The 13067-nt window shown below is 69.7% G+C and carries 9 protein-coding genes; 5 read left to right on the top strand and 4 right to left on the bottom strand.

What is annotated here, in order from left to right; all coding sequences use genetic code 11:
• Positions 1 to 1262, bottom strand: a 1262-nt coding sequence (locus tag RTM68_RS13025; protein ID WP_312171561.1) for a DEAD/DEAH box helicase, incomplete at its 3' end; no start/stop codon positions are given.
• 169 nt (positions 1263 to 1431) lie between these two features.
• Between RTM68_RS13025 and RTM68_RS13020 the strand changes: the two genes are divergently transcribed.
• Complete coding sequence (locus RTM68_RS13020; RefSeq protein WP_312171558.1) at positions 1432 to 2145, top strand: ferritin-like fold-containing protein; 714 nt, start codon at positions 1432 to 1434, stop codon at positions 2143 to 2145.
• A 12-nt stretch (positions 2146 to 2157) separates the two neighbouring features.
• Here the strand turns inward: RTM68_RS13020 and RTM68_RS13015 are convergent, their stop codons facing one another.
• Complete coding sequence (locus RTM68_RS13015; protein WP_312171556.1) at positions 2158 to 2445, bottom strand: hypothetical protein; 288 nt, start codon at positions 2443 to 2445, stop codon at positions 2158 to 2160.
• 7 nt (positions 2446 to 2452) lie between these two features.
• A complete protein-coding gene (locus RTM68_RS13010; RefSeq protein ID WP_194764715.1) occupies positions 2453 to 2677 on the bottom strand; it encodes a DUF3107 domain-containing protein in 225 nt (74 codons plus the stop codon).
• A 209-nt stretch (positions 2678 to 2886) separates the two neighbouring features.
• Here RTM68_RS13010 and RTM68_RS13005 point away from each other — a divergent pair, with 209 nt between their 5' ends.
• Positions 2887 to 6126, top strand: coding sequence for an ATP-dependent DNA helicase (locus RTM68_RS13005; RefSeq protein ID WP_312171552.1), 3240 nt, complete (start codon positions 2887 to 2889; stop codon positions 6124 to 6126).
• A complete protein-coding gene (locus tag RTM68_RS13000) occupies positions 6123 to 9671 on the top strand; it encodes an ATP-dependent DNA helicase (RefSeq protein WP_312171550.1) in 3549 nt (1182 codons plus the stop codon). The genes RTM68_RS13005 and RTM68_RS13000 overlap by 4 nt, the downstream gene beginning before the upstream one ends.
• On the opposite strand, the gene RTM68_RS12995 is transcribed toward RTM68_RS13000, so the two are convergent.
• Complete coding sequence (locus RTM68_RS12995) at positions 9617 to 10972, bottom strand: phosphotransferase (RefSeq protein ID WP_312171548.1); 1356 nt, start codon at positions 10970 to 10972, stop codon at positions 9617 to 9619. The two genes, RTM68_RS13000 and RTM68_RS12995, sit on opposite strands and share 55 nt — an antisense overlap.
• A 64-nt stretch (positions 10973 to 11036) precedes the next feature.
• Here RTM68_RS12995 and nudC point away from each other — a divergent pair, with 64 nt between their 5' ends.
• Positions 11037 to 11933, top strand: coding sequence for an NAD(+) diphosphatase (nudC, locus tag RTM68_RS12990; RefSeq protein WP_312171546.1), 897 nt, complete (start codon positions 11037 to 11039; stop codon positions 11931 to 11933).
• The coding region (locus RTM68_RS12985; protein WP_312171544.1) for an ATP-dependent helicase at positions 11930 to 13067 on the top strand (1138 nt) is incomplete at its 3' end. The genes nudC and RTM68_RS12985, both read left to right, overlap by 4 nt.

Below are 13067 nucleotides of genomic sequence, written 5' to 3'. Positions count from 1 at the left end.
TCGCCGGTTCCCTCGGCCGCCACATCGGCGGCACGCTCCGGGCGCGGGGCGCGTGCCGGCTTCTCGGCCTTGGGGGCGCTCACGAGGCGGCCCTTGGTGCCCGCGGGGATGTCGAGGTCCTCGAAGAGATGCGGGCTCGACGAGTAGGTCTCGACGGGCTCGGGCTGGCCGAACTCGAGAGCACGGTTGATGAGAGCCCACTTGTGCAGGTCTTCCCAGTCGACGAACGTCACGGCGATACCGGTCTTGCCGGCGCGACCCGTGCGGCCCGCGCGGTGCAGGTACGTCTTGTCCTCGTCGGGAATCGTGTGGTTGATGACGTGGGTCACATCGTCGACGTCGATGCCTCGGGCGGCGACGTCGGTCGCGACGAGCACGTCCTTCTTGCCGGCCTTGAACGCGGCCATCGAGCGCTCACGCTGATCCTGCCCCATGTCTCCGTGGACTCCACCGACGTTGAAGCCGCGGTCGCCGAGCTCGTCGACGAGACGCTGCGCCGCACGCTTGGTGCGCGTGAAGATCACGGTCTTGCCGCGGCCTTCGGCCTGCAGGATGCGCGCGATGATCTCGTCCTTGTCGAGCGAGTGGGCGCGGTAGACGAGGTGCTTGATATTCGCCTGGGTGAGCCCCTCGTCGGGGTCGTTCGCACGGATGTGGATCGGGTTCGACATGAACCGACGTGCGAGCGCGACGATCGGGCCGGGCATCGTCGCTGAGAACAGCTGCGTGTGGCGGACGTCGGGCACCCGCTGGAAGATCTTCTCGATGTCGGCGAGGAATCCGAGATCGAGCATCTTGTCGGCCTCGTCGAGAACCACCTCGGTGGCGTTCGAGAGGTCGAGCAGACGCTGGCCGGCCAGGTCGATCAGACGGCCGGGGGTTCCGACGACGATCTGCGCGCCGGCCTTGAGCTGGTCGATCTGACCCTCGTACGCCTTGCCGCCGTAGATCGCGACGACGCTGGTCGAGCGGTTGCTGGTGAGCAGATCGATGTCCTCGTACACCTGCACCGCGAGCTCGCGCGTGGGTACGACGATGAGCGCCTTGACCCCGTGCTCCGGGTTCAGACCCAGGCGCTGCACGACGGGGATGCCGAAGCCGAAGGTCTTACCGGTTCCGGTCTTGGCCTGGCCGATGATGTCCTGACCGGGAAGGCCGAGGGGGATGGTCTGCTCCTGAATGGGGAACGCGTCGACGATGCCCTTGGAGGCGAGTGCGTCGACGATGTCCTGATCGATTCCGAGATCAGCGAAGGTTGTCAATGTTCAGATGCCTGTCCGGCGACCTACGAGGATCGCCCTGTTTCACGGATCCACGCCGTCTCATGTGCCACAGGCGCGGGCCCCGCTCCGACGGCGGGGACAGGGACAGCCTACCCGAGAGGGTCGAAGACGCCCGGAGGAGCCGTCCGTCCCGGGTATTGTGAACCCCGTGGTCAACTGGTTCTGGAAGCGGAGGACGCCGCGGCGCACCCTGACGTTGCGCAGTCGCGGCGAGCAGGGCACCGCGACGCGCGTCGACTTCGCCGAGCTGGCGCCCGAGCTCAACCGGTTCCTCGGTCAGGCCGCGTATCTGCAGCTGGGGTACTTCGAGACTCTCACGCGGCTGATCCGGGCGACTCCCGAACTCTCCGAGAAGGAATCGCTGTCGCGTGCGGCCGGTGCGGCTCTCACGAAGCATCGCGCGATCGTCGATCTGATCGCCGAGCGCGGCGACGATCCGACTCAGCTCATGCTCCCGTTCCGCGAGAATCTCGACGCCTTCCGACGCAAGACCATCGGTGCACGTCCGCGCGAGACGCTTCTCGCGGTGTACATCACGGCCGGCATGCTCGACGACTTCTACTTCGCGCTCGCCTCGAGCTACGGAGACGTCGGTGAGAAGGTGGCCGCGATCCTGAGCGAGGACGACGCGCGCCACGAGATCGTCGCGATCATCCAGGAGACGATCGACGGCGACGGAGAATGGCGCTCGCTGCTCTCTATGTGGGCCCGTCGTCTGGTCGGCGACACGATCCTCGTCTGCCGATCGGCGCTCCGACAGCCCGAGCTCGCCGCGATGAGCGAGGATCGCGTGGAGCTCGTGTACACCGAGCTCATGGGCGCGCACGCCCGTCGCATGGATGCGATGGGCCTCGCCTCCTGAGGGGAGCCGGATTCAGATCCCGAGAGCTGCCTTCTCGGATGCATCGGAGCGGCGTCGCAACGCGACGATGGCGACGGTCGCCCCCGCGGCGATGACGACGGCGCCGAGGATGCTCGTGAGCCACAGCCAGATGCTGTCCTCGCCCACGCCGAGCCACTGCAGTCCGGTGTAGAGGACCGCGGCCGCTGCGGTCGCGATGGCCGGGGTCACCGCCACTCCGCGGAGCTCACGGCCCCCGATCGCGAAGTGGACGGCGATGCCGAGCGCGCACGCGCCGATCAGCGCGAGGAGGATGTACATGGTCGGGTCAGGCGAAGAAGCCGACTCGACGCGACTCTTCAGTGCCGAGCTCGATGTAGGCCAGGTTCGCGGTGGGGACGACGTAGGAGTTGCCCTTCACATCGGCGAAGTTGAGGTGCGAGGTGTTCTGCTCGAGCGCTGTGGAGACCTGGGTGCGGACCTCGTCCGCGGTCGCTGCGGTCTCGAAGCTGAGCTCGCGGCCGGTGTTGATGATGCCGATGCGGATTTCCACGCGTACTCCTGTGTTTGTCCCGTAGACGATGCAGTGCTGGGTCGACCGAGAGCGGTGACCGCTGCGCCCAACTCTACCCCGGGGGCCGTGGGCGAGATCGGGACGAGACCCCGGTTTCGCCCTGAGCGCACACGGAGACGACGCGGGCGGGGGCGGTCGTCCGACGTCCGGATCCGGCGATGTCCGTCCGTCGCAGTAGCGTGGAGGGCATGATGCAGGATGCCGCCCAGAGAGCCGTGATCGGCGCTGACGACTCGGCATCCGGGATCATCATCGGTGGACCGGGAACCGGTAAGACGCGCACTCTCACGGAGCGGGTCGTGCACCTGCTCGATGTCGCGGGCCTCCGGCCAGAAGAGGTCCTCGTGCTGACCCCGAGCAGGCAGGCGGCGACGGCGCTGCGCGATCGCATCGGCGTGCGCACCGCGCAGGCGACTCCGGGTCCGCTCGCACGATCGCTCGGGTCCTTCGCGTTCCAGGTCGTTCGAGGCGCGATGGTGCGAGACGGTGAAGACCCGCCCGCCCTGCTCACGGGGGCCGACCAGGACCGCCTGATCGCCGACCTGCTCGAGGGAGACGCCGAAGACTCGGTCATCGCCTGGCCCGATGCGCTCAGCCCTGCAGTGCGCGCATCCAAGGGATTCCGCTCCGAGTTGCGCGCCTTCATCGCCGAGTGCACCGAGCTCGGCGTGCGTCCGGATGAGCTGCGCAGCGCGGGCGACCCCGCATGGTCGGCCGTGGCCGACTTCCTGGTGGAGTACCGGTCGATCCTCGATCAGGCGCGCGCTGCGCATCGCGATGCCGCCGATCTGCTCGCCGAAGCGTGCGAGGTGCTGCGGAGCGCAGACGACAGCGCCCTCGGAGTTCTCGCCGATCTGAAGATCGTGCTGTTCGACGACGCGCAAGAACTCACCAGGGGCGGTATCGCGATCGTCCGAGCCCTCCGCGAGCGCGGGATCGCCGTGCTCGCCTTCGGCGACCCCGACATCTCCTCCGGTGCGTTCCGTGGTGCCAGCCCCGAGCTCTTCGCGCAGCTGGCCACCGCGCTCGGCGACGTCCACGTCCTCGATGAGCCCCATCGGCAGTCGTCACCGCTCACCGCGCTCACCCGCACTCTCACGCAGGCGATCGGGGCGTCGGGTCGGGTCGATCATCGGCGGGCTCCGGTCGCGGTCGACGCCGATGACCTCCAGGCGAGCGTGGCGACCTTCCTCGCTCCTTCGCCGTACGAGGAGCTCGACCGCATCGCGGGCGTCATGCGCGAATGGCACCTCTCCGACCGAGTGCCGTGGGCCCGGATGGCGGTCCTCGCCCACGACACCCGCCAGGTCTCGCAGCTCGAGGCGGAGCTGGCGGCGCGGGAGATACCGACGCGCGCCGCGGGGGTGCAGCGACCGCTCGGCAGCGAATCGGTCGTCCGTGACATCGTGGGGATCGTCCGGCTGGCACTGACGCCCGCCGATGAGCGCACGTCTCAGGACTGGGAGGAAGCACTGCGGACGCCTTTCGGCGGCATGGATGCGATCGCCCTCCGACGGCTGCGCGCGCGACTGCGGCACATCGAGCTCGAGCACGGCGGATCCACCCCGGCCAGAGAACTCCTGCGTCAGGCGCTCGCCAGCCCTGACCACTTCACGCTCATCGACGCGCAGGAGTCGCGTACCGCTGCGCGTTTCGCGCACACCATCGCCGCCGTGGCACGGGCCGCAGATGCGGGGGAGACGATCCACGACCTGCTCTGGCGGGTGTGGGACGAGGCTCGTGCCGTCGACGGCAGGCGGCTGCAGGTCGCGTGGCGCGAGATGTCATTGCAGGCGACCGGCGCCGAGACGGCGAGGGCTCTGGACGCGCTCGTGTCGTTGTTCGGCGCGGCGAAGCGTTTCGTCGAGCGCACGCCGAACGAGCGGCCCGAGGTCTTCGTCCGCGATGTCCTCGACAGCGAGGTGCCCGAGGACTCTCTCTCGAGCCCCGACCGACCGGGGCGAGTGACGCTGCTCACGCCGGCGACGGCACTCGGCACCGAGTTCGACGCCGTCGTGGTGGCCGGGGTGCAGGACGGCGTCTGGCCGAACGTCCGTCTGCGTGGCGGCATGCTGCAGACCTGGCGTCTCGCCGATGCCCTTCTGGCTCGCCGCACGGGTGTGCCGGAAGATCCTCCTGCGGCCCTCGATCGACGGCGAGCCGCACTGCACGACGAACTGAGACTCTTCGTGCGGGCGGTCTCGCGGGCACGACGGCGCCTGCTCATCACGGCGGTCGATGACGACGACATGACCCCCAGCCCGTTCTTCGCATTCCTTCCGCAGCCGGATCCGCCCGAGCAGCACGCCTCTGCAGACCATCCGCTGACCCTGCGCGGGCTGGTGGCCCGTCATCGGCGCGTGCTCACGACCGCTCAGTCGCCGACTGCGCGGGCACACGCCGCGGAGCAGCTCGCCGTGTTGGCGCGCGAGGGCGTCCCCGGCGCCGACCCCGTCGACTGGTACGGCGTCACGCCGCCCTCCACGGATGCGGCGCTGCGCGATCTCGCGACCGAGGGTGCGCGGGTGTCTCCGTCGAAGATGGAGTCGTTCGAGGAATGCGGGCTCAACTGGGCAGTCTCGGCGTTGGGAGGCGACACCGTCATGCCGCCGACCGCGGGGATCGGAACGATCGTCCACGAGGCGATGGAGAAGGTCCCCGACGGAGATCTCGAGCGGATGCGGGCGATCGTCGCCGAGCACTGGCCCGAACTCGACTTCGAGACCGAGTGGATCGGTCGCAAGGAGCGTCGCCGAGCCGACACCTTCATCGATCGGTTGCACACCTATCTGGGCGATGTGCGGCGCGACGGGGGACGCGAGCTGGCGAGCGAGGTCGAGTTCCGGTTCGCTGTCGACGTCTCCGAGGCAGAAGCCGAGCTCGCGGGCGAGAACCGAGTGCGACCGGTCGGCGACGACACGGCGAATCAGGCCGTCATCCACGGATTCATCGACCGCGTCGAGATCTATCCGCCCGGTGCGGGCGACCATCCGCATGCCCGTGGGCAGCGATGGCAGCCGATCAGCGGCGGCGACGGTGCGGGAGCCGACAAGGAGCGCGTCGTCGTGGTCGATCTCAAGACGGGCAAGACGGATCCGGAGTCCGAATCGGGTGTCGTCGAGCACGCACAGCTCGCCGCCTATCAGGTGGCGGTGCAGCAGGGGCTCGTGCCGGGCGCATCGGCCGATGCTCTCGCGGGCGCCCGCCTGGTGATCGTCTCGAAGACCCTCTCGAAGAGCGACTATCGGGTCGCGCATCAGCACACTCTCGAACCCGATTCTCGAGACGCGTTCCTCCGACGAGTGGGCGAGGCGGCGCGCGGCATGTCGGCGTCCAGCTTCACGGCCCAGGTGGAGTCGCACTGCGCGGACACGCAGCGGCGCGTGAATCCGTGCCGGATCCATACTGTTCCGGCGGTGAGCTCATGACCATCTCCGAGACCACAGGCACTGCTCCCGCCCCCGAGGTGCCCGATCGCTGGCCGGGCTCCCTCGGGATCTCGGCCACGGACGTCGCCGCCGCGCTCGGGCAGCCGTCTCCGACTCCCGCGCAGCAGCGTGTGATCGAAGCACCACCGGCACCCGCGCTCGTCGTCGCCGGTGCCGGCAGCGGCAAGACCGAGACGATGTCCGGGCGGGTGGTCTGGCTGGTCGCCAACGGCCATGTCCGACGCGATGAGATCCTCGGGCTGACCTTCACCCGCAAGGCCGCAGGGGAGCTCGCCGAGCGCATCGGCGCGCGCCTGGCCGTCATCGACGACTATGGACGGCGGGGTCTCCTCCCGTTCCTTCCCGAGATCGTCGCATCCGGGGCGCTCCGCCGGGTCGATGATGCCGCTGTCGGCCGGCAGCGCGACGTCGTGCGTCGCCACGTGCTCGACGAACTCGCTGAGCGATACGGCACCGGATGGGATCCGGCGACCCCTCGCGCGGCCGAGGACCTGATGATCCGGCCGCGCGTCTCGACGTACAACGCCTTCGCCGACGGCATCGTGCGGGAGCACGCCGCGCGAATCGGACGGGATTCCGACGTGGCGATGCTCAGCCAGGCCGCATCGTGGATGCTGGCGCGTGAGGTCGTGCTGCGCTCCGACCTTCCGGAACTCGAGGAGATCGACTTCGCACTGGGAACCGTGATCGATGCGGTGCAGCGACTGGCCGGCGACGTGCTCGATCACCGCGTCGACCTCGACCGCGCGGTGCGCATCGCCCGCGATCAGGCCGAAGCCTTCGAGCCGTATCGGAGCAACGGAGACGTCGACAAGGCGGCCGGCAATCTGCTCGGTCTGGACACGCTGGCGCACCTCGTGCGCGAGTACATCGCCGAGAAGAGCCGCCGCGGAGTGCTCGACTTCGCGGACCAGGTCGGCGGGGCCTACGACATCGTCGAATCCGCTCCGGACGTCCGGTCCGACCTGCGCGAGCAGCACCGGGTCGTACTGCTCGACGAATACCAGGACACCTCCGTCATCCAGACCAGGTTCCTCGCGGAGCTCTTCCGCGATTCGGCGGTCATGGCCGTCGGTGACCCGCATCAGTCGATCTACGGCTGGCGCGGAGCGAGCGCCGACAACCTGTACGCGTTCTCCGGTGCCTTCACCTCCGCGCCCGAGGGGGCGCAGACCTACAGCCTCATGACCAGCTGGCGCAACGACACCAGCATCCTCGACGTCGCCAACCGCGTGCTCGTGCCCCTTCAGCGCCCCGGTCTCGACGTGCCTCCGCTGGAGCCGAGACCCGGCGCCTCGGAAGGTGCGGTCGAGGTGCGTTTCCCGTTCACGGTAGACGCCGAGGCCGACGACGTGGCGACCTGGTTCGCTGAGCGACGTGCTGCCCATGACGCCGTCTCGGCCGGACGGCCGCACACCGGCGCGATCCTGTTCCGCTCGAAGAAGCACATGCAGACCTTCGCCGCCGCCCTGGCGGCACAGGGCATCCCGCACCGCATCCTGGGTCTCGGAGGGCTGCTCGCCACTCCGGAGGTCGTCGACGTGGTGTCGACCCTGCGCGCGGTGCACGATCCCACAGCGGGGTCGGCGTTGATCCGTCTCCTCACCGGGCCCCGATTCGCGGTGGGGGTCGCAGACATGGCGGCCCTGTACGACCTGGGGCGCACGCTCTCCGAACGTGACACCGGCATGATGCCGCTTCCCGACGAGGTTCGGGTGCGGTTGAGATCATCGCGCGGAGCCGATGAGGCAGTGTCCATCATCGACGCCGTCGATGTCGTGCGAGCCGTGCGTGACGACTATCGCCTGATCGCGGGGATCACGCCCGACGGGAGAGCACGGATCCGTGCCGCGGGGGAGATGCTCGAGCGACTGCGTCGTGCATCATCCCAACCCATACCCGAGCTGGTCCGCCTCATCGAGCTCGAGCTCAGACTCGACATCGAGCTCGCCGCGAACGAGACGCGCGGACCGGCCCGCATCGCGGCGACCCAGCTGAGGGCATTCTCCGACGAGGTCCGTGCGTTCCTCGCCGCAGACGAGCGCGGGACGATCGCGAGTCTCCTCGCCTGGCTCGACAAGGCCGAGAGCACCGACGAGCTCATGCCGAGGCCGGAACCCCCGGAACCCGGAGTGGTGCAGCTGCTCACGATTCACGGCTCCAAGGGGCTCGAATGGGACTCGGTCGCGGTCGTGCGCCTGGTGTCCGACGAACTGCCCAGTCGAGTGTCCGACACCTCGGGGTGGTTCGGCTTCGGCGTCGTGCCGTTCGCGCTGCGCGGCGACCGGGACGCGCTGCCACGCTTCGAGTGGGATCCCCTCGCGGCGATCGGAGACGAAGCCGATCCGAAGAAGCGGCAGACCCTCGCGCAGTCCTCCCTCTCCGGCGGGATCTCGAAGGCCAACCCGCAGGGAGGTGCGCTCAAGCGGTTCAAGGACGCCTATCGCGCCTACCAGCAGCAGGAGGAGCGCCGTCTGGCGTACGTCGCAGTGACCCGCGCCCGCACGGACCTCCTGCTGACGGGGGCGCACTGGGCGGGGCAGAAGTCGCCGCGAGTGCCCAGCCCCTTCCTGGTCGAGGCGATCGAGGTCCGCGGACTCGAGGAGATCGGTGAGGTCGACCCCGACGACAACCCCTATGAAGGCCCGGGGTCGACCCTGACGTGGCCGCTCGATCCGCTCGGCGCTCGCCGCGGGGTCGTCGAGACCGCGGCACAGGCTGTCCGCGAGGCGGCGGCGCAGGACCCTGTCGCGACCCCGGAGCTCGCACGCCTGCTCGCCGAGCGGGCCGCACGTCTGCGAGGCGTCGAGGCCCCGCCGCCGACCCGGGTTCCCGCATCGAGGTTCAAGGACTACGTCACCGACTTCAGCGGGACGCTCTCGTCGATCGTGCGACCGATGCCGGAGCGGCCCTATCGGCAGACGCGTCTGGGAACGCTGTTCCATGCCTGGGTGGAGCGACGCAGCGAACTGGTGGGAGTCGGCGCGCGACTCGACGAGGCGCTCTGGGAGCTCGACGAAGACGACGTGTCGTGGGGTGCTGCAGACGCGGACGTATCTGCCGCGGATGCCGCAGACCTGTCGACCCTGCAGGCGGTCTTCGAGCGCAGCGAGTGGGGGCGGTTGCAACCCATCGCGGTCGAGATCGAGATCGACTTCGCGCTCGGCAGCGGTATCGCGAGCGCTGAGTCGCTCGAACACGCCGCGGCGACGGACGCGCCTGACGCGGGCAACATCGTCATCTGCAAGCTCGACGCCGTCTACCGGCGGGACGATCGTGGCGGGCGCATCGAGATCGTCGACTGGAAGACGGGCAAGGCGCCGCGCACTCCGCAGGAGCGTGAGGAGCGGATGCTGCAGCTGGCCCTCTACCGACTCGCCTACCACCGACGCTTCGATGTGCCGCTCGAGGAGATCGACGTCGCGCTGTACTACGTCGCCGACGACCTGGTCATCCGAGGCGACAGGGTTTATTCCGAGCTCGAGCTCTTCCAGCGCTGGAGCGCCGCGCGGGCGGCGCGCTGAGCTTCGTCCTCCGGTGATCCGGATGCGGAGTCATCATCGTCGGCGGGCGCGGGCGCGGGCGCGGGGTCTGCCTCGCGTCGAGTCGACTCGATGGGCGCCTGATCACCGGTGCTGCCGGGGTCGAGGTCTTCGAGGGAGTCTCGCACCCCCGAGAGATCCTCGGTCTCCAACGCCCCGACCTGGGCGCGTCGGGCAGCCTCGGTCGCGGCGGTGATGTCACCGGTCCTCTCGTCATCGGACGTGTGCCAGAGGTCTTCCGGGTTGTATGCGTCGGTCTGCATCGAGGTGTCGACCCCGGACGCGGCACCGGCGGGCACCCGGTCGAGAGCGTCCATCGCCGAGTCCACGCCCGCATCGCGCGATGCGATGACCGACAGGTCGTCGGAGTGCAGTCCGTCGGCGAGAGCCTGGAGCAGGGCGGCGGCGTCATCCACGATGTCGACGCGTCGCAGGGAATCTCCATGCACCAGCCACCGTGCGAAGTCCAGTTCGGCGAGCAGACGTGCCCGGATCTCGAGCGCAGGATCGGAGACCCGATCGACCGCCCGTGCGTACGAGGCGTGCACATCGGCCGCGGCATCCGGTGCCGTGGACAGCCACGACAGGTCGATGGCGGGATCCCCGACCGACAGCGAGTGCCAGCCCAGGATGCCGGTGACCTCCGGCCCGCGGTCGGTCTCGTCGGCGAACACGAACGAGGACGCCTGCGCACCGCCGAGGACGACGGTCGACTCGAAACGCCACAGGTCGTCGTCGTCGACGGCCTCGCGCCAGCGGACCGTGAGACGGGCAGGAACACGCCCCGTCGCCGCGGCGGTGTCGATCAGCCGGGCCAGCTCGTCGCGGCTCTCCTGCGCCGACCGTGCGATGAGGCCCGCACTGCGGACCACGGACACAGGCAGGGCATGCACGGCCGCAATCGCCGTTCCCATCGATTCCGCGGCGCCACGACCGGCCGGCACGAGCGCCGCGTCGATCTGGAACCCGGGGAGGAGTTCGGTGACCAGTGCCGGCGCGTCTCCCAGCCGGGTCTCGCCGACATACCCGGGTGCGCGGAAAGGCAGCATCGCGCGGGCTCCGGCGGTGAGAGCACGCAGCGCGATGGCTTCGGCCGCCAGCTCGCGCGCGGACTCATCGTCGTCGGCCACCCGGATGGCGAGCTCGCGGCCGTCGGCCAGCGTGGCGACGGCGGAGTCGAAGCGACCGTCCGCATCGGACGACAGGGCGCGGGCACCCGTGACCTCCGCTCCGGGCAGTGCAGCCGTCACTGCCGCGGCTAGAGTGAAAGGAGAGCGTCCCATCCCCCCAGGGTAGGTCGGCTCGGGGGCGGTCCCGCCTCCGCCACGCCCGTGAGAGAGGGAGTCGATGACCACAATGCGCCCGTCCCTCGACCGTGCCGCTGATCTGAGGACCGAACCGGGGATCCTCGATCGCCTCCGTGCGGTACCCACGACCACGGTGATCGCCGTCCGTCAAGGGCGGGTCCGTGTCGCCGGGGCCGAGAGTGACGAGGCCTCTCTGCTGCGTGTCGAGCCCTCCGAGATCCGTGACGCGACCTGGGCGCTGCTCGCTCGTGACGCGCAGGGTGCCGCGATACTGCTCGCCGCCCTGGCGCCCGAGGCCGACACCGTCGACACCACGCCCGACGAGACCTGGCTCGGGCTCCGCGATCTCGGCGGGAGGCTCGCCGGCGGTGAGACGGAGCTGCTGATCGAAGCGCTCGCACTCGCAGGATGGCTGCGCGATGCGCCGTTCTGCCCCGCCTGCGGCGGCGGGACCGAGGTCAGGCAGGCGGGATGGTCACGGCATTGCCTCGTCTGCGGCAAGGAGCACTTCCCGCGCACCGACCCGGCGGTCATCGTCGCGGTCGAGAGCCCGGACGGCGAACGGCTGCTTCTCGGAGCGAACGCGAACTGGGGCGGACGCATGTATTCGTGCTTCGCGGGTTTCACGGAGGCCGGCGAGTCGCTCGAGTCGACGGTCCACCGCGAGCTGGAGGAGGAGGCCGGAGTGCGCCTCGCGTCCCTCGACTACGTCTCCTCTCAGCCGTGGCCGTTCCCGCGCTCGCTCATGCTGGGTTTCCGCGCGGTCGCCGTCGACGTGGACGAGGTGCGTGCGGACGGTGAGGAGATCATCGACGTCCGCTGGTTCACGCGGGCGGAGATCGCCAGCGCGCTCGCCGGCGAGGGGCCGGTCGGGCTCCCCGGAGCGGCATCCATCGCGCGCGCCCTGATCGTGGCGTGGCTCGAGGATCGCGAGTGAGCGCACTCGAAGCGCTCGACGAACGGCAGCGGGAGGCGGCATCCGTGCTGCGCGGGCCCGTGGCCGTGCTGGCCGGCGCAGGGACGGGCAAGACGCGTGTGATCACGCACCGCATCGCGCACGGCGTCGACACCGGTGCGTATTCGCCGTCCCGGGTGATGGCCGTGACGTTCACGGCCAAAGCCGCGGGTGAACTCCGTGGGCGGCTCAGGGCGCTGGGAGTCGAGGGGGTCGCCGCGCGCACATTCCACGCGGCGGCGCTCGCGCAGCTGAACTTCTTCTGGCCCACGCTCGCCGGGTCGCCGGCTCCCTCGATCATCGACAACAAGGTCCGGATGCTGGGTCAGGCCGCCGACGCGATGCGGATGCGACCGAGCACGGCCACGCTGCGTGACATCGCCTCGGAGATCGAGTGGCGCAAGGTCTCGATGCTCTCGATCGACCAGCATGCGGCGCTCGGTCGGACCGTGACCGGGATCGACCAGGCCCAGCTCGTCGAACTGCAGCAGCGGTACGAGGCGCTCAAGGACGAGCGGCACCAGCTCGACTTCGAAGACGTGCTGCTCGCGTGTGCGGGCATGCTCGAGGCCGAGCCCCGCGTCGCAGCCTCCGTCCACGAGCAGTACCGGCACTTCACCGTCGACGAGTTCCAAGACGTCTCGCCCTTGCAGAACCGCCTGTTGGAGCTGTGGCTCGGCGATCGCAGAGACATCTGCGTCGTCGGCGACGCGAGCCAGACCATCTACTCGTTCGCCGGAGCGGAGCAGCGCTTCCTCCTGGAGTTCGAGCGCCGCCATCCGGATGCCACCGTGGTGCGGCTGGAGACGAACTACCGCTCGCAGGCGCCGATCCTCGAGGCCGCCAACGCCCTGATGCACGACCGGCCGGGAGCGCTCGAACTGGTGCCGGCGCGCGAGACCTTCAACGCCGAGGCTCCCACCGTCACGGCCTACGACAGCGAGCACGACGAGGCGGCAGGGATCGCCGCCGCGGTCTCCGCGCGCATCGAGGCCGGAGCCTCGCCCGCGGACATGGCGGTCCTGTACCGCGCCCATGCGCAGTCCGCGGTGCTTCAGCAGGCACTCGCAGCCGAGGGGATCGCGACATCGGTTCTCGGCGGCACCCGCTTCTTCG

This window comes from Microbacterium sp., from assembly GCF_031988965.1.
Classification (GTDB): domain Bacteria; phylum Actinomycetota; class Actinomycetes; order Actinomycetales; family Microbacteriaceae; genus Microbacterium.
The sequence above is the reverse complement of the archived record's forward strand: the minus strand, read 5'-3'. Positions and strand labels throughout refer to the sequence as shown.